Origin of the sequence: Porphyromonas levii DSM 23370 (genome assembly GCF_000379925.1) — a bacterium.
GTDB lineage: Bacteria > Bacteroidota > Bacteroidia > Bacteroidales > Porphyromonadaceae > Porphyromonas_A > Porphyromonas_A levii.
In genome coordinates, this window is the sequence record NZ_KB904253.1 from 1 (window position 1) to 18,301 (window position 18,301).

12 protein-coding genes and 1 riboswitch are annotated in these 18,301 nt (G+C 46.9%); all 12 genes read left to right on the forward strand.

Annotated elements, in window-relative coordinates:
* Positions 1–735 precede the first annotated feature (735 nt).
* Positions 736–1,656 carry a transcription antitermination factor NusB gene (locus A3GG_RS0105755; protein WP_018358367.1) on the forward strand — a complete coding sequence of 307 codons (921 nt, stop codon included), beginning with the start codon at positions 736–738 and terminating at the stop codon, positions 1,654–1,656.
* A 33-nt stretch (positions 1,657–1,689) separates the two neighbouring features.
* The gene (gene yajC / locus A3GG_RS0105760; RefSeq protein WP_134849948.1) at positions 1,690–1,992 is read left to right on the forward strand and encodes a preprotein translocase subunit YajC; all 303 of its coding nucleotides are present in this window, start codon (positions 1,690–1,692) and stop codon (positions 1,990–1,992) included.
* Positions 1,993–2,089: 97 nt separating this feature from the next.
* On the forward strand, positions 2,090–3,130 hold the full coding sequence (locus A3GG_RS0105765; protein WP_033408470.1) for a YbbR-like domain-containing protein: 1,041 nt from the start codon (positions 2,090–2,092) through the stop codon (positions 3,128–3,130).
* Positions 3,130–3,726 carry a dephospho-CoA kinase gene (coaE, locus tag A3GG_RS11975; RefSeq protein ID WP_018358370.1) on the forward strand — a complete coding sequence of 199 codons (597 nt, stop codon included), beginning with the start codon at positions 3,130–3,132 and terminating at the stop codon, positions 3,724–3,726. Before A3GG_RS0105765 ends, coaE begins: the two co-directional genes overlap by 1 nt.
* Complete coding sequence (locus tag A3GG_RS0105775) at positions 3,723–4,151, forward strand: DUF5606 family protein (protein ID WP_018358371.1); 429 nt, start codon at positions 3,723–3,725, stop codon at positions 4,149–4,151. Before coaE ends, A3GG_RS0105775 begins: the two co-directional genes overlap by 4 nt.
* Before the next feature lie 78 nt (positions 4,152–4,229).
* The gene (locus A3GG_RS0105780) at positions 4,230–6,116 is read left to right on the forward strand and encodes an amidophosphoribosyltransferase (RefSeq protein WP_018358372.1); all 1,887 of its coding nucleotides are present in this window, start codon (positions 4,230–4,232) and stop codon (positions 6,114–6,116) included.
* Between the two features lie 20 nt (positions 6,117–6,136).
* A complete protein-coding gene (gene carB / locus A3GG_RS0105785; protein WP_018358373.1) occupies positions 6,137–10,483 on the forward strand; it encodes a carbamoyl-phosphate synthase (glutamine-hydrolyzing) large subunit in 4,347 nt (1,448 codons plus the stop codon).
* Positions 10,484–11,585: 1,102 nt separating this feature from the next.
* Complete coding sequence (locus A3GG_RS0105790) at positions 11,586–13,619, forward strand: transketolase family protein (RefSeq protein WP_018358374.1); 2,034 nt, start codon at positions 11,586–11,588, stop codon at positions 13,617–13,619.
* A gap of 9 nt (positions 13,620–13,628) precedes the next feature.
* Positions 13,629–14,072: an RpiB/LacA/LacB family sugar-phosphate isomerase gene (locus A3GG_RS0105795; protein ID WP_026215666.1), complete on the forward strand. Its 444-nt coding sequence runs from the start codon at positions 13,629–13,631 to the stop codon at positions 14,070–14,072.
* A gap of 90 nt (positions 14,073–14,162) precedes the next feature.
* Positions 14,163–16,142, forward strand: a complete 1,980-nt coding sequence (locus tag A3GG_RS0105800; RefSeq protein WP_156808687.1) for a M3 family metallopeptidase — start codon at positions 14,163–14,165, stop codon at positions 16,140–16,142.
* 37 nt (positions 16,143–16,179) lie between these two features.
* Complete coding sequence (locus A3GG_RS0105805) at positions 16,180–17,130, forward strand: NAD(P)H-dependent flavin oxidoreductase (protein ID WP_018358377.1); 951 nt, start codon at positions 16,180–16,182, stop codon at positions 17,128–17,130.
* A gap of 21 nt (positions 17,131–17,151) precedes the next feature.
* On the forward strand, positions 17,152–17,733 hold the full coding sequence (locus A3GG_RS0105810; RefSeq protein WP_018358378.1) for a hypothetical protein: 582 nt from the start codon (positions 17,152–17,154) through the stop codon (positions 17,731–17,733).
* A 333-nt stretch (positions 17,734–18,066) separates the two neighbouring features.
* Positions 18,067–18,264, reverse strand: a riboswitch (cobalamin riboswitch).
* Positions 18,265–18,301 lie beyond the last annotated feature (37 nt).

The following is an 18,301-nucleotide window of genomic DNA, read 5'->3' on the forward strand; positions in this document are numbered from 1 at the left end:
TCGAGCACCTCGCCTCCAGATAGGAAAAGAAGCGAAAGGGAAAGAAGAAGGTCATTATAGGAAAACTTCGTCTTAATCCGACTATACTTTCCTAACTGCTTNTTAATCAGTCCCGACATGCCTATTTTCTCCCAATATGAGATGAAAAATTGAGCTCCCCCGATTGCAGTCTTGCGATTTGTGCTAATAAATTGTACCTTTGCCATAACTAGTCCTCTATAATTTTTTGCAACTTTTTTTTTGCAACGTAAAGATACAAAAAATTAGGGACATAAGCCCTGTATTCTCCTTGAATACAGGGCTTTAATTATCAATAGNGCCACCTACTAATAATCAGGGGCTAAAGCACTCTTTGCGGAATCTAGGTAGGAATAAATTTCGTTACTTAGGCGCTCCAAAATGTTCTCTCGCCTATATCCATTTCTCTAGTATCGTACTTTAAGACAATTGTATTAGCTATCATGCAGACATTCAACTAAATACACATTACGTATACATTTGAATGTAAGCAAGATAATCACTTGGTTACGAATACCTACAATTTAGAGGCTGAACTTCCACAGGATATGAAGCATCGTTTTACTGTCACGAACTGAGAGGAAGAGATTGTTGTGAGAATTTGAGACAACAGTGGCTCGGATTGGCTGGAAAATTGTATCTTTGCGCTTGACTTATGGGTGGAGGGAAATATAAGAAATAGAGTTTTCATAGAAGCATTGTAGAGCAAAAGAAGGGATGATTAATAGATTGCTAATAAGGATTAAGGTGTTGCAGGTCCTATACAATTACTATCAAGTGAAGGGTATGGGTATTCCCGGTGCTATTGGTTTGCTTAGATATGCGCTCGAGCAGTCGTACCAGCTCTACATCTATCTTACCGGTTTGCCTTATGACCTCAAGGAGGCAGCTGAGTTTCGTCTACTCAAGGAGGAGGAGAAGTTCAATAAGGATGCTCAGACTATTCGTCTACTCAAGCACATTATAAATAACCCTATTACTCAGATAATAGGAAGCGACGATGACTACTTAGCAGAGCGTGAACCTGCCAAGGTAACGACACATGGCATAGACTCCTTTATCAACAACCTACTCAATAAGCTGATAGAACGACGCGGGGATAAGACTTCGATTGATTGGAAAGACCTATCTGAGGTAAGAAAGGCTTGGCGCAATTTCTATGGTGAGGAGATACTGCAAAGCGAGCTATTTACCGAGCTGCTTGAGGATTCCAACACTTTCAGAAACGATGATATTGCAATTATCTTTACTTTCGTTACCAAGGCTTACAATAGCATTAGCGATGAGAAGCCCTATAGTAAGCACCTTAAGCCCCAGTACTCCTCTGAAGAGGATGAGGACTTTGGTCCCGTACTATTGGAGCAAGCTATTGTCCATGGCGATGAGTATAGAGAGCGCATCAGTAAGTACTTCAAGAATTGGGACAAGGATCGTGTAAGTGAGATGGATTATATCATTATGCAACTTGCAGTGACCGAAGCCATCCACTTCCCACAAATTGCTACCAGAGTGACCATCAATGAGTACCTCAATATGGCGCACTACTATAGTTCTGAGAATAGCTATACCTTTATCAATGGTATTCTACACGAGCTATTTACCGAACTAAAGGCGGAAGGGAAAATACTGGGAGAGTAAAACAAGTAAAACAACAATAAAATTATGACACTTATGACACTATTACAAGCTGGAAGTGTATTTGGCAACGGGATGAACTCGATCCTTATGATCGTGCTGATGATAGCTATCTTCTACTTCTTTATCATCCGCCCTCAGAGCAAACAGCAGAAGAAGATCCAAGAGGCTCGTAAAGCCATGAAGCCTGGCGATAAGATTATGACTTCTGGAGGTATCTATGGCACTATCCGTGAGATTAATACGGAGAATAACCAAGTAACCATAGAGGTATGGGAAGGTGTGAAGATGAAGGTAGACTTCAATCAGGTATTCGCACTCACTGAGAATAAGAAGTAAATAAGGAAGAGCGATGCTGGGAGCTGAAGGGGTTGTCTCCCTCAGCTCTGAGTAAATACTATCGCTCAGACTTTTATTTCTTGCCTTACCATTAAGCATGGTTCTTTGGGACAGACTACAAGCGTGGAAACCCGTCTCCTACTTCTCTAAAGGTAGGAGATGGCTAATTCTGCTCTTCTGTATTCTCCTTTCTGCTGTGCTTTGGCTGATCCAATCGATGGACGCCACTTACACTAAAAAGGTAAGGATTGAGGTGGAGCCACCTACCCTGCCGCTAAAATTTGCCATAGATAACCAAAGTGGGATACCTCCAGCAATAGAAGTAGCAATCACAGCGCGCGGTGATGAATTGCTCTCGTACACGCTCGAAGGGCTGTTCTCAAAGGCGCCAGTGCTTAAGCTCGCTATCGATACGATGATGCTAACCTCCGATGGAGGCTACATGAGCATTGGAAATGAAGAACTGCTTAGGCAGATAAGGAATACCAATGAGCTATTCGACAACTACTTCGACAATGGCACCAACGCACAGATTAGACTCTTCCCAGACTTCGTCTCTTTCTCCTATGCACCACTAGTAGAAAAGCAGATTGGGGTATTTTTCGGAGGTCAAATAAATCTAGGAGAGGAGAGCAATCGTATGCTAGTAGACTTAGACATGCAGCCAGAAATAGTAACAGCATACGGGCTTGCCACCTCTATTGATAGCCTGATTAGGACACAAGGGCTAGTCAGTACGGATCCTAAACCTTTGGTAGTAAGGGAGGATAGTGTAAGCTACCACAAGGTGGCTCTGGTAAGTCCTCATGGAGTGCGACTGACGCCCGACTCCGTGACCATCAAAACAGTGGTAGCACCGCTCCGTTATAATACTTTTGTGATTACCGACATCCAGGTTCGGAACCTGCCAGAGGGGTACAATATCAGGCTTTTCCCATCAGCCATAAAGGTTACATTCCTTGCGGTAAGCAGTGTATCTATTGGAGATATCTCCAACCAACTACACCCCTATGTAGATATAGATGAACTTACTGAGGGGACGAAGAAGCTCAAGCTACATTTACCTAATATCCCGAAGCAGGTACAGATGCTACAGATGGAGCCTGATGCGGTAGAATATCTAATAGAGCAACAGTGATGGGAAAGGTCATAGGGATATGTGGGCTAATAGGTTCAGGAAAGAGTGTGGTAAGAGAGGCGCTTACAACACTATACGATATCCCTTGCTTTGATTCCGACTCCGTAGCTAAGGGGGTGTATTTCGACGCCTTGGTGATTGGGGAAATAGAGAGCCAGCTAGGGTTTTTGCCTATCGATGGAGGTCTATTGAATAAAGGACGACTTAAGGAGACACTTTCAAACCCTCGACGAAAAGCAATCCTAGAGGATATCGTACATAGAGCCGTAGCACGGGAGTTCGAAAAGTGGAGAAGCGAACAGGGCACCCAATGGGTGGGTATTGAGAGCGCAATTCTCTTTACATCGGGATTCTATCGTCTGTGCGATACTACTCTCGCAGTAGAAGCGCCTGAGGAGGTAAGGTTCCAAAGGGTGCAACAGAGAGATAGTGAGCGGAGTATAGATGAGTTTAGGCAGATCGAAGCCATCCAAGAGGAGGAGGGCAGACGCCAAAGGGGGGAAGCAGATATTAAGATAGATAATAGTGGGACAAGCTCCATCACTCGGGCAATAGAAGCCCTATGGGAGCGTTTAATAAATTATAAGGACAAATGATGAAGCTAACTGATGTAATCTCTATCTCTGGTAAGCCAGGGCTATTTAAGTTGATCAATCGTACCCGTGCACCATTTACGGCTGAGGACTTGGAGAGTGGTCGCAAACAACCGCTCTTTGCACGTGATAATATCGTATCTCTAGCTGATATCTCTATCTACACCGAAGAGGGCGACAAGCCTTTGGCAGAAGTATTTGAGGAGATTAAGGCTAAGTACCCAGAGATAGTTGCCGATGAAGCAGCAATCATTGCGGATAAGACAAAGCTACGAGGCTGGATGGCGGAGGTGCTTCCTATCTACGATAAGGAGCGTGTGCACGATAGCGACATCAAGAAGCTGGTGAAGTGGTACAACATCCTGAGGAAGGCTGGTATGGAGGCTTTCGTAGTACAAGAGGATGATCAAACTACGGCACAAGAATAAATGATTAGGCGAAGCCAGTGTCACGTGTGTGCACTGGCTTCTTTACAAATATAAAAACACAAGACGAGGAGAGCTTAGATGGAAGAGTTGAAGCATGAGTGTGGTGTAGCAATGGTACGGCTACGTAAACCCCTAACCTACTACCAAGAGAAGTATGGCACTTGGCGCTACGGACTCAATAAGATGTACTTATTGATGGAGAAGCAACACAATAGAGGTCAAGATGGTGCAGGTATCTCTTGTGTAAAGCTTACTGCCCCTACTGGTGAGGAGTATATGTATCGTGAGCGTGCTCTGGGGAACACTGCTATCACCGAGATATTTGGTGCGGTAGAGAAACATATTCAGACTTTTTCGCAAGAGAAACAAGCAGACCCCAATTTCGCTCAGACACATATCCCATATGCTGCGGAGTGCTACATGGGACACCTACGTTACGCAACACAAGGTAAGCAGGAGATTCACTACGTTCACCCAATGCTGAGACGTAATAACTGGAGGGCAAAGAGCTTGGCACTCTGTGGCAACTTCACGCTCACCTCTGTCGATAAAATCTTCGATGAGATTACCTCTGTAGGACAGCACCCAAGGAGTAATTCTGATACCCATATTATCCTTGAGCAACTAGGACACAGACTGGATAGAGAAGTAGAACATAAGTTTAGGGAAAGTAAGAAGAAAGGACTTGAGGGCATGGATATTACCCATGACATTGAGTCTAGAATAGATATGACTACCCCCCTTAAGGAGTGTGCCCCTCTATGGGATGGCGGCTACACAATGTGCGGTCTGACGGGTAGTGGAGAGATGTTTATGCTGCGTGACCCTTGGGGTATAAGGCCAGCATTCTACTACTACGACGATGAGATTGTAGTATGCGCTTCGGAGCGAGCAGTGATACAGACGGTACTCAATGTATCAGCAGAACAAGTACACGAGCTTGACAGAGGCGATACCCTAACAATAGACAAGACTGGCGCGAAGATACAGGTAAGCAACATCCTACCCAAGAGAGAAAATAAGGCGTGTTCCTTTGAGCGCATCTACTTCTCCCGTGCTTCGGACCAAGATATTTATAAGGAGCGTAAGAAGCTAGGCGAACAGCTTGTCCCTGATGTACTCAAGGCTATTGATAATGATATAGAGCACTCTGTCTTCTCCTTCATTCCCAACACAGCAGAAGTATCGTACTTCGGTATGATAGAAGGGATGGAGCGGCACTTCAATAAGTATAGGGCTGAGCTTATCACCAATAACCCCAACATGTCTAAAGAGGAGGTTTTCGAGCTTTTAGATAAGAGAGTTCGCTCTGAGAAAGTAGTGATCAAGGACATCAAGTTACGTACATTTATCTCTGAAGGAGCGAGCCGTACCGACCTCGCGCAGCATGTCTACGATATTACCTATGGCACAGTAGAAAAGGGGGTAGACAATCTTGTTGTTATCGATGATAGTATTGTGCGCGGGACCACCCTCAAGGAGAGCATAATCAGCATCCTAGACCGGCTCAACCCAAAGAAGATTGTAGTCGTATCCTCTGCGCCTCAAATACGTTACCCAGACCACTATGGTATCGACATGAGTAGGATGAGAGAATTCGTCGCTTTCCTAGCTGCCATCGACCTTCTGCTTGAGCGCGGAATGGCGTATGTTATCCACGACACCTATAGAGCTATTATAGAGCATCTTCATACCCCTATGATTAAGGAACGTAACTTTGTCAAGGATATCTACCAACCATTTACCATAGAGGAGATTAATCATAAGATCGTTGAGCGTCTCAAGCCATCTTCTGTAAAGGCAGAAGTAGAACTCGTATTCCAGAGTCTTGAAGGGCTTCATACCGCTATCCCTGAGCATCCTGGGGATTGGTACTTCAGCGGAGATTACCCAACGCCAGGAGGTATGGAAAAGACCAATCTAGCCTATAAGCTGTACTACGAGCAAGATTTCAGAAAACTATAAATAGACAGACTAATAACACTATGAGAAAGAAGGGCGTACTCATCCTAAGCGATGGCACCCGATACGAGGGTGAAGTTATAGGAGCCAATATACAAGTAAGTGGAGAGGTGGTATTCAATACCGCTATGACGGGCTATACCGAAAGCCTCACAGACCCCTCCTATGCTGGTCAGATACTCGTAGAGACCTACCCTATTATAGGTAATTATGGGTTCCCTACAGAGGAGAAAAATCCAACTACAGGACTGACAAAGCTATGGGAGAGCGACAGCATACACCCCGTTGCATTCATCATGCACGACTATACCGATAAGTACAGTCACTGGAACGCCATGGAGAGCCTTGAGGAGGCGCTCAGTCGTCATGGCGTAGTAGGACTCACAGGTATCGATACCCGTGAGCTCACGAAGAAGCTCCGCAACGAAGGACCACTCCTTGGCAAAGTCCTTATCGAGGGAGGGGAAGATATCGACTTTGTCAGCACAGACGAAGTTAATCTAGTAGCCCAAGCATCGACCAAGGAGGTAAAGCATTTCCAGAGCAGTGGGGATAAACACGCGGTGCTTGTAGATTGTGGTGTAAAGGAGAATATTATCCGCTTACTTCTAGAACGCGGTATCAATGTTACCCTAGTACCATGGGACTACGACTTCACCACAATGGAGTACGATGGTCTATTCATCAGTAATGGACCTGGTAATCCGAACCTATGTACCCCTCTCATAGAGCACGTACGAAAGGTTATCCAAGAGGGGAAGAAACCTGTGGCGGGTATCTGCATGGGCAACCAGATTATCGCTTTGGCTATAGGTGCCAAGGTAGCTAAGATGCCTTTTGGACACAGATCTGTCAATCAGCCAGTACAGATGGTAGGCACTAACAACTGCTACATCACGAGCCAAAACCACGGCTTCGCAGTAGACGATACACAGCTACCACAGGGCTGGCATCCCTACTTCCGCAACCTCAATGACGGCACCAACGAAGGACTCATTCACGAGAGTGGCAAGTATTTCTCTACCCAGTTTCATCCCGAAGCTAATGGAGGACCGCTCGATACAGAGTTTATCTTTGACGACTTTGCTAAGCTGATTGAGGCGGGAAAACCAGTTACATTGCATACTCAGCAACCCACTAATAGCCGTAAGAAGTACAATAAGGTACTAGTCCTAGGTTCAGGGGCGCTAAAGATTGGCGAGGCAGGAGAGTTTGACTACTCAGGTTCACAAGCTCTCAAAGCACTTCGTGAGGAAGGCATCTACACCGTACTAGTCAATCCTAATATTGCTACAGTACAGACCTCCAAGGGCGTCGCTGATGTGGTCTACTTCCTTCCAGTCACCCCTTACTTCCTCGAAAAGGTCATAGAGAAAGAGCGTCCCGACGGTATCTTACTTGCCTTTGGTGGGCAGACTGCTCTCAACTGTGGTGTAGCTCTTTACCAGAAGGGCATCCTTCAGAAGTATGGTGTAGAGGTTCTCGGAACACCTGTCCAAGCTATCATGGATACCGAGGATCGCGAACTCTTTGTGGAGAAGCTGGATCAGATAGACGTTAAGACTATCCAGAGCGAAGCCGTAGAAACCATCGAGGCAGCGCGTGCTGCGGCTCGAGAGCTAGGGTACCCAATTATTGTGCGTGCCGCTTATGCACTCGGAGGTCTTGGTAGTGGCTTCTGCGACAACGAAGAAGAGCTAAATGCCCTATGTGAAAAAGCCTTTGCCTTCTCTCCTCAAGTGCTCGTTGAGAAGAGCCTTAGAGGGTGGAAGGAGATAGAGTACGAAGTAGTGAGAGATAGATACGATAACTGTATCACTGTCTGCAATATGGAGAACTTCGACCCTCTCGGCATCCATACAGGCGAGAGTATCGTACTTGCTCCTTCACAGACACTGACCAATTCTGAGCACCAAAAGCTCCGTTCTATTGCCCTTCGGATTGTCCGCCATATCGGCATCGTAGGAGAGTGCAACGTACAGTACGCCCTCGACCCTAATAGCGAGGACTATAGAGTAATCGAAGTCAATGCACGTCTGAGCCGCTCCTCAGCTCTTGCCTCCAAGGCTACAGGCTACCCTCTTGCCTTTGTCGCTGCTAAGCTAGGTATGGGCTATGGCCTATTCGAGCTCAAGAATGCAGTCACCGAGACCACTTCCGCTTTCTTCGAACCAGCACTCGACTATGTAGTATGTAAGATACCACGCTGGGACCTCAGCAAGTTCCATGGCGTATCCCGAGAGATTGGGAGTAGCATGAAATCGGTCGGCGAGATTATGTCTATCGGAAGAACCATCGAGGAAGTTATCCAAAAGGGACTCCGTATGATTGGACAGGGTATGCACGGCTTCGTGGAGAACAAAGAACTAGTTATACCAGACGTACCAAAGGCGCTAAGCCAGCCTACCGACAACCGTATCTTTGTCATAAGCAAAGCCTTCCGCCTCGGATATTCTGTAGAGCAGATTCACGAGCTCACGAAGATAGACCTCTTCTTCCTCCACAAGCTGCGTAATATCATGGACACAGCCGAAGAGCTAGAAGCACTAAGAGAAATAACCCAAGTCCCTACCCCTCTTCTTCGCAAAGCCAAGGTACAGGGTTTCTCAGACTTCCAAATAGCCCGTGCACTATACGGTACAGATATCTCCGATATCGAGGCGCTTCAAGCCAAGGTGCGCGAGTACCGCAAGACTCATGGAGTAACCCCTGTAGTTCGTCAAATCGATACCATGGCAGGCGAGTATCCTGCACATACCAACTATCTCTACGTCACTTATGATGGCACTCAGCACGATGTAGACTTCGGGGTAGGCAATGATAGCGTAGCGGTACTTGGTTCTGGTGCTTACCGTATCGGTAGCTCAGTGGAGTTTGACTGGTGTGGAGTATCAGCCCTCAACACCATACGAGAGGTAGGATTGCGCTCAATAATGATAAACTATAACCCTGAGACCGTTAGTACCGACTACGATCTCTCAGATAGGCTCTACTTCGACGAACTCACCTTCGAGCGAGTACAAGACATATTGGATCTCGAACAGCCAATGGGTACTATTCTCTCCACTGGTGGACAGATTCCTAATAACCTTGCGATGAAACTCGATGCCATCAAAGCACCAATCCTAGGCACCCAAGCTAGGTATATCGATAATGCCGAGGATCGTCATAAGTTCTCAGCTATGCTCGATCGTCTTGGTATCGATCAGCCAGCATGGAAAGAGCTCACTACTCTCGATGATGTAGAGGATTTTGTACAAGAAGTAGGCTATCCCGTACTGGTACGTCCGTCTTATGTGCTCAGTGGTGCAGCCATGAACGTATGCTCCAATGGTGAGGAGCTAGAGCGATTCCTCAAGCTCGCAGCCAATGTATCCAAGAAGCATCCAGTAGTGGTCTCTAGCTTCCTACAAAATGCCAAGGAGATAGAGCTTGATGCAGTGGCAGACAAGGGCGAACTCGTAGCCTATGCTATCAGTGAGCATATCGAGTATGCCGGTGTCCATTCAGGAGATGCCACCATCCAGTTCCCAGCGCAAAAACTGTACATCGAGACCATCCGCCGTATTAAGCGTATCTCACGTGCAATAGCCAAGGAGCTACACATCTCTGGCCCATTCAACATCCAGTTCCTAGCAAGGGAAAATGAGATCAAAGTAATCGAGTGTAATCTCCGCGCTTCTCGTAGTTTCCCATTCGTAAGTAAGGTCTCCAACTATAATATGATAGACCTTGCAACCAAGATAATGCTAGGGAAGCCTTACGAAGCGCCTAGGAAAAACGCTTTCGACCTAGATCATGTAGGTGTAAAGGCGTCACAATTCTCCTTCACACGACTACAAAAAGCCGACCCAGTACTCGGCGTAGATATGACCTCTACTGGCGAAGTCGGTTGTATTGCTCGCTCTAGTGACGAAGCCATCCTACAAGCCATGCTATCTGTAGGGCATAGAATTCCTAAGAAAGCGGTACTCATGAGTAATGGAGGGCTCAAGCAAAAAGTTGCGCTCCTTGATAGCGCTAAGCTACTCCGTGAAAAGGGTTACACGATCTACGCTACAGAGGGGACGCACAACTTCCTCGCAGATAATGGCATAGAGAGTACCCTATGCTACTGGCCAAGCGAAGAGGGTACACCTCAGGCACTTGACCTCCTGCACCAAAAGGAAGTAGACCTTGTGGTGAATATCAATAAGAACCTCACCCCAGGAGAACTTACCAATGGTTACAAGCTCCGTAGGGCTGCCGTAGACCTCAATATCCCACTCATTACCAATGCTCGCTTAGCAAGCGCTTATATACACGCATTCTGTAGCATCCCTGAAGACAAAATCTCCATCACGCCATGGAGCGATTTTATCGATAACTAATACACAATAGCGTAGTTAAGGATTTCACCTCTATAGATTCGCTGCGGCATCTCTATAGAGGTGTTTTTATCGTGCACAAATAAAATATCCGACCAACAGGAAAATATAATTATCCCTCTCCTACCCTATAGGCTATGTGTATAAGGAAATCTGCACTAATGGGTTATAGTTTGGAATGGGGATTGGGTGAAATGTTAACGCAGTATTCGCTAGCCTCCCCCCTCCCCCTTACCCCCTCCCCCCCGTAGTGCGGCAGAGCCGCACTACGGGGGGGAGGGGGACTTTATTATTTGTCGAGCTCCCTTTCCACGGCCTCGGGCTGCGCCCTCAACCGAGGCTACTGAAAACTACGCTAATGTTATCTATTTCGGACTGGTTCAAGGGAGGACATTAGCGCAGTTTTCGCTAGCCACGCTTGAACTGAGGAGTGGAGCCTATGCCCCCAAACCCCCTAAAGGGGGCTTTCCCTTGCTCACAGGATGTACAAGCCCCCTTTAGGGGGTTTGGGGGCTAACTCTATCCACGACCTCGGGCTACGCCCTCAACCGAGGTAACCGAAAAGTGCGCTAATGTATTCTATTATTGTTCGTTATGAATACTCCCGAACCCCAGCGGTGTCGTGGGGGTGCAGCCTTCTAACCGTAATCGCTCAGGCGAGCACCAGTTGTGGCTCGCGCTATCACCGAAATTTATTCCTAGGAATAAATTTATTTTTCTGTACAAATAAATATTTTTATTCCTAGAGATAAATTTATTTATTCCTAGGAATAAATTTGGCAGATTGCCGTCTCCAATAAAGGTACTCGCCGTCAAGTACTTGTGTAGAAGCGTAATGGCAAGAGGACGGATACAATTGTTCGAACGACCACTTGGGCTACACAAAAGTAATAGCCAGCTAGGGCACTTCTTCCAATGGTTATCGTTACTCTTCCACCCCACACAAGTACCGAGGCCCACTACCTCAAGTATGGGATTTGGCTAATCCGAGGGAACAATGCCCAGTATTCTAAGGAAAAATAGGTAGATTTGTAGAGAGATAGGAGGGAGCGACTGCATTACGAAGTAATCACACATATATAATATACAAAAGATATTTCATACTATGGCTATCGAAAATGCGCTGAGCCTCAAGGCGGCTGACAATCTGAGGATTTTGGCACTCTCTATGGTAGAGCGTGCTAAGTCGGGACACCCAGGTGGAGCAATGGGCGGTGCGGACTTTGCCCATATCCTCTTCTCCGAGTATATGGTTTATGACCCTGAGCAACCAGAGTGGATTGCTAGAGATCGTTTCTTCCTCGATCCTGGGCATATGAGTCCAATGCTCTACGGAGTACTTGCGATGACCGGCAGGTTTACAATGGAGGAGCTGATGAACTTCCGTCAGTGGGGGAGCCCTACACCAGGGCACCCAGAGCTAGATATCACTCGTGGTATCGAAAACACCTCAGGTCCTCTAGGTCTTGGACATACGATGGCTGTAGGTGCTGCTATTGCTGCCAAGAAGATGGCTGCAAGGTTTGGCGAAGATCTTATGCGGCAGCGTATCTTTGCCTTCATCTCCGATGGTGGTGTACAGGAAGAGGTATCTCAGGGCGCTGGGCGTATTGCTGGGCACTTGGGCCTCGATAATCTCGTAATGTTTTATGACGCCAATAACGTACAGCTCTCTACCAAGGTATCCGAAGTGATGACCGAGGATGTGGCGATGAAGTACCGCGCATGGAATTGGGAGGTTATCGAGATCAATGGTAACGACCATAATGAGATTCGTAAGGCGCTAGACCAAGCCATTGCTGTAAAGGGTAAACCAACACTAATCATTGGGCACACCGTGATGGGTAAAGGTATGCTCTCTCCTGAGAATGAATGCTTCGAAGGTCTTGTAAAGACACATGGGCAGCCTCTTTCTGCAGCAGGTGGTGGTGTAGCTGAGACCATTAAGAGCCTTGGCGGCAATCCAGATCAGCCTTTTGTCATATTTGACGAAGTTCAAGTTCTGTACGATGCTCGTAAGGAAGAAATCAGAAAAGAAGCTGCCAATTGGCAGGCACAATACAGAGACTGGAGCAAGGCTCATGCAGAGGATGCACGTGAACTAGAGCGCTGGATTAGCCTAGACACCAGCTTCCTAGACTGGAAAAGCATAGAGCAAAAACCCAACGATGCTACACGCAATGCATCAGCTAAGTCGCTTGGCTTCCTCGCAAAGCATCTGCCCAATATGATTGTAGCCAGTGCCGACTTGTCCAACTCCGACAAGACAGATGGCTTCCTCAAGGAGACCAAAATGATTACCAAGGACGACTTTAGCGGTGCTTTCCTACAGCCAGGTGTCTCTGAGCTTACCATGGCTGCGGTATGTATCGGTATTGCGCTACACGGTGGATTCCATACTGCTTGTGGTACGTTCTTCGTATTCTCAGACTATATGAAGCCTGCAGTGCGTATAGCAGCACTAATGGAGGTGCCTATTCGATTTGTATGGACACACGATGCTTTCCGCGTAGGAGAGGATGGACCTACCCACGAACCTGTGGAGCAAGAGGCACAGATCCGTCTCATGGAGAAGCTAAAGAACCACAGTGGCAAACCTTCTACCATGGTGCTTCGTCCTGCTGACGTATATGAAACAACTGTAAGTTGGCAGATGGCGATGGAGAATAAGTCTACGCCTACAGCTCTTATTCTCTCTCGACAAAATGTAGAAGACCTCCCCAATAACGACTACAGCCAAAGCCTCCGTGTAAGGCAGGGTGGCTACCTCACACAGAAGGTAGAGCAGCCCGATGTAGTGCTCGTAGCTACTGGTTCGGAAGTTTCTACGCTGGTTGCTGGTGCAAAGCTACTTGCAGAAGAGGGTATCAAGTGCAACATTGCTTCTATCACTAGTGAAGCTATTTTTAGGCTACAGCCTGAGGCTTATCAGGCTGAGGTACTCCCAGAGGGTCTACCACGTTTTGGTCTTACTGCTGGTTTGCCAGTAAACCTAGAGGGATTGATACCTCATGGCACTGGCAAGATATGGGGGCTTGAGAGTTTCGGCTTCTCTGCGCCCTATAAAGTACTGGACGAGAAGCTCGGCTTTTCGCCAGATAACGTGAAGAATCAGGTGAAGCAACTACTTAAGAAGTAAGCTATGGAAATTAAGAGCATAGGACTGGCTTGCGACCACGCTGGCTACGAAATCAAAGAGGTTGTGCGCAAATACTTGCAGGAGACCTATCCCGACACTCTAGTAGTGGACTATGGCACCCTAGTAAATCAGCGTGTAGATTATCCCGATTATGCACACAAGCTCGGATATGCTATCGATAAGGGTGAAGTACAATGGGGTGTGGCTGTTTGTGGTTCGGGCAATGGCATCTCCATGGCGCTAAATAAGCATCCTCATGTGCGTGCGGGACTCTCATGGAATACGGAGCAGGCTCACCTCACTCGTCAGCACAATAACGCCAATGTACTCAGTATCCCTGGACGATTTGTGAGTGACGAAGAGGCAAAAGCAATAGTACAGGAATTCTTCTCAACCGAGTTTGAGGGTGGTAGGCATACAGACCGAGTAGCCAAGATACCACTTCATGACTAAGATAGTGGAGTACCACAATTGATGTGGTTCCACGGAGTTATCGAGTGTGGGGTCGCAACAATTGTGGCTCCACACTTGTTCTATATAGCGATGAAAGATAAGATATTATTTCCCGACTTTTCTCATAGAAAGCCTGACCTCCTAGCACAAAATGTGAGGACAGAGGCTGAGCAGTTTAGGTCGGAGATTGAGGAGATTAGGGCGTGCCAAGAGGCACCTACATTTGAGAATACAATATTGGCACTTGAGGAGGCTGGCAAGGGACTTGACCTAGCATCTTCGGTCTTCTTCAACCTACTTAGCTGTGATGCTGACGATAGGTTGATGGAACTTTCTCAAGAGCTTACGCCACTGCTTACCGATATCAGCAACGAGGTAGGAATGGATAGCCTGCTTGCAGAGCGAGTAAGAGTAGTCTATGAGGAGCACATGGATCCCCTCAGTGCTATAGACAAACGACTCACATTCCGAACGTACGAAGGCTACCAAAGGGGTGGAGCCTATCTCGATGAAGCTACTAGAAAGCAGCTGAAGGAGCTAAGGAAGGAGCTAAGTATGGCGACCCTCTCTTTCGGGCAGAATGTGCTAAAGGAGCAGAATGCCTATACCCTACAAGTTACGGAAGGGAAGTCAATAAAACGTCTGCCAACTTCAGCATTGGAAGCTGCCAAGAAACTGGCTCAGGAGCACGGTAAAGAGGGGTGGCTTTTCGATCTCAGTATGCCATCGTATAGTGCAGTCCTGAAGTATTGTGACGACCGCTCTATCCGCCAGAAAATATATATGGGGCGCGCTACCCTTGGGATGGACAGGAAGAAGGAGACCTGTAATATAGACCTGGTCTATAGAATTGCCACCATCCGCTATCAGATAGCATGCTTACTGGGTTTCAATAGCTACGCCGATTATCGTCTGAGCACTAAAATGGCTAAACAACCATCTCATGTACTAAGCATGCTAGATGAACTCCGAGAGGCATATACCCCATTGGCTCAAAAAGAAATAGCGGAGGTCACAGAAGGGGTATCGGACTTACAGCCTTGGGACTGGAGCTATCTCGCGGAGAAGTACCGCCAGAAGCACTTAGAGTATGATGAGGAGCAGACCAGACCTTTCTTTGAGCTAGAGAGCGTGGTGAGGGCTATGTTTGACCTCGCTAGCGATTTATACGAACTAATGATAGAAGAGACTGAGGAGCTAGTGCCCTACCGTCCTGAGGTGAAAGTGTATAGGGTTAGTGCGCACAATCAGTTGGTTGGCACCCTACTCTGTGACTTCTTCCCACGAAAAGGCAAACGCTCGGGAGCATGGATGACCAACTTTGTGGAGGCTTACGGTGAGGTACGCCCTGTGGTAAGTCTGGTGATGAACTTTACGCCAGCCACTGAGAGCCAACCTTCTCTCCTAACGCACGATGAGGTAACTACGCTATTTCACGAGTTTGGACACGGTCTGCATGGGTTACTCACCCAAGTACCTTATGCTTCGCTAAGCGGAACTAATGTAGTACATGATTTTGTGGAGCTACCATCGCACTTCAATGAGAACTGGGCAAGGCAACCAGAGTTTATCCGAACTTTCGCAAGGCACTATAAGACTGGCGAACCTATCTCCGACGAACTACTGGAAGCGATCAAGCGCAATACCCTCTTCCTTGAGGGATACGCATGTATCCGTCAGCTCGGCTTCGGCTATCTGGATATGCTGTGGCACTCAAATAACCCTGAAAGCCTGCCACAAGATATTGAGGAACTAGAGCGAGCAGCATATAAGGAGGTTACACTGCTCCCTCATGTGGATGGTACGAGTGTTAGCACTGCCTTCTCTCATATCTTCAATGGAGGGTACGCTGCTGGTTATTATGGTTATAAGTGGGCTGAACTACTAGAGGCGGACGCCTTTGAGGAGTTTCTAAAGCATGGACTACGTGACCACGAGACCTCGATGCGCTTCAAGCGAGAGATACTAGAGCGAGGCGATGCAGACGAACCTGAAGTTCTTTACCATAACTTCAAGGGTAGAGCTGCGACAATCGAAGCACTTAAGCGTCGCTCAGGACTCATCCAATAATAGATTATAATAGAATTTACAAAACTAAACACCCCCTATGAGAAATAACCCTATTACACAGTTGCTTGGCATAGAATACCCTATCATCCAAGGCGGTATGGCTTGGACTAGTGGGCACAAGCTAGCTGCAGCTGTAAGCAATGAAGGAGGGCTGGGAATACTCGGTGCCGGGACGATGTACCCTGATCAGCTTCGTGAAGAAATTCGCAATACGAGGAAACTCACTGATAAGCCTTTTGGCGTAAACCTCCCCCTGAACTACCCCAATATAGACGAACACATGGGTATCATCGTAGAGGAGAATGTGCGTGTGGTCATTACCTCGGCAGGGAATCCAGCAACCTGGACTGCTCATCTGAAGGAGCATGGCATTAAGGTACTTCACGTAGTGAGTAGCTCAAAATTTGCTAGAAAGGCAGAGTCTTGTGGCGTGGATGCAGTGATTGCTGAGGGATTTGAAGCAGGCGGACACAATGGCAGAGAGGAAACGACCACGATGTGCCTTATCCCCGCCGTGCGTAGTGCGATCTCCATACCCCTTGTAGCAGCAGGAGGTATTGCCTCGGGAAGCTCGGTAATAGCGGCTCTTGCCCTTGGTGCCGATGGCGTTCAGATAGGAACGGCATTCGCACTTACGGAGGAGAGTACATGCCATCAGAACTTCAAGGAACACTGTATCGGTTTGAGCGAAGGAGAGACCAGGCTAATGCTCAAGAAGCTTATCCCCACTCGACTTGCGAAGGGAGGTTTTACTACTCAGGTAGCAGAAGCCGAGTCTATTGGTGCAACAAAGGAAGAACTAACCGCATTGCTTGGGCGGGGAAGGTCTAAGAAAGGCATGTATGAAGGTGACCTTGAGGAAGGAGAACTAGAGATAGGACAAATCGCTTCCACCATAGATAAGATTCTCCCAGTACGTGAAGTAATGAATGATATCCTAAGGGAAGCCAAAGAAGTACTTCGAAATCTTGGAAGGCTATCAATCTAAACTATTTATATATTATTGTTTATGTATATCTTGACTTACTACGATAACGATCGTGACTATCCATGGCTCTGCTTCGATACGATAGAAGATGGTAGGGCATTCCTCGCTAAGCTCCACGGCTACGAGTATACTTCTGACGAAGAAGGAATAGATAGTGAATGGCTGAATGTAGGTGCTTTGCCCGACTATGAGGGCGTTGAATTTAAGGGGAACATAGTACCAATAAGCCGATTTACGTTTAAGGACACTGAGAAGGTCCAGCTATTCTTCGCTGAGCTAGCCAACCTTAGTATTCCCAATCAAGGGCTAATCCAAGGCGCTACCACTATAGATGCTTATAGCATCCCTAACGAAGAGATAAAGACGTATGTAGAGACTCGGGAAAAGACTTACAACCTTGTAAAAACTATTCTTGAAGAGAGACGTATACAGGCTGAACGAGCCTATCATGGTTCAGAAGATGGTGAAGCTATCATCTATAGAAAAGAGAATAAAGAGGACTGGCACTTCCTCTTTCATCTTGACCCTTGTTCTCTTAAACTTTACAATGAAGGCGAAAAGGCTATCCGACAGTATATAGATAGTCTATTAGACGAGCAATAATTCTCCTCCCTAAAATCTCCTCTATAGAATAGGACCTTTACCCTACTATAGAGGAGATTCGTCATAAAATAAGGAGTGGGTACATAGCCACGTGATGACTACTACACCCACTCCTAAGAGTAGACTATCCTAACACCAAAAGGCAGAAGATGCAAGGATAGCAGCTCCATTGCAGTGTGCACGTGACGCCGTATTTCTTCACAGACATACGCTCGCCTGATGATCTAAACACCACATTGTAGTAACTTAGCCTTCTTCACAATTGCGGTCAAAGAAAGGGAAAAACGACTTGACTAAGCCTATCTGTGGCACCTCTCCAACCCTCGAGAGAGATACAAATGCACATGGAAGGCAGGTTTTCTGACTCGTCTCCGAAATATAGCCCCTTCCCATAGGTAATACACCTACAGTGGATAATGCTATACCCGTTATATAAGACTCACAGCAGCGGGACTGTACAGGATTCGCACCTGTTTCCCTTTTACCCTTGCAGACGAATGCCTACAAAAGCACCTTCAAGTGCAAAGATACAATAATCCTTGAATATTTGAATAAAACAATAGGAAAG